This window comes from Halopseudomonas sp. Lyrl_26 (assembly GCF_051948695.1).
Taxonomy (GTDB): Bacteria; Pseudomonadota; Gammaproteobacteria; order Pseudomonadales; family Pseudomonadaceae; genus Halopseudomonas; species Halopseudomonas formosensis.
The window spans coordinates 1-578 of sequence record NZ_JAYJLH010000037.1; the positions used below are offsets into that span (position 1 = coordinate 1).

Here is a 578-nt window from a genome sequence, read left to right on the forward strand (position 1 = left end):
AGTGGTTGCCGGCCCAGCTGCTGGCCACCCGCAGCCAGCAGCTGGTGTGGGCGTCGGCCTGGCCTTCGCGGTCCCAGTGGAACTGGACCTTGATCCGGCCCTGTTCGTCACAGTGGATTTCTTCGCCGGCGGGGCCGGTGACGGTGGCGGTTTGGGTGCCCAGTACTTTTGGTTTGGGGTGAGCGAGGGCTGGCCGGTAAGGGGTGGCCCAGGGGGTGGCGGTGAAGTGGTTGCGGTAGCCCTGAGTGAAGGCTGTTTCCCCCTCCCCCTTCGCGGAAGAGGGGGAATAATCGGTGCCCGCAGATTCTGCGCTGGTTATGGACTCTTCCAGAACCTGGGGTTGTTTGCCTTCGTGGTGAATGTCGGTGATCAGCCAGAGGTCGTTCCAGCTGTCTCTCGGGTGGCCTTGCAGTTCGAGGAAGTGGCCGCTGCGCAAAGTAGGCTGATCGCTGTGGGCGGTGGCCTGGTGGTAGTCGCTGCGGTGGCGTTCCAGGGTGCGCTGGGCCAGTTGCTTGCCGCGGCTGCGGTCGGTGAAGCGGCCGGGGTAGTCGTAGTCTTCCAGGTCGGGCAGCTGTTCT

The 578-nt window shown here is 64.9% G+C and carries 1 protein-coding gene; it reads right to left on the reverse strand.

The genetic code is table 11. The annotated features are described in order from the left end of the window. Window positions 1-578: type VI secretion system tip protein TssI/VgrG (gene tssI / locus VF673_RS14995; protein WP_440292523.1), on the reverse strand; the 578-nt coding region annotated here is incomplete at both ends.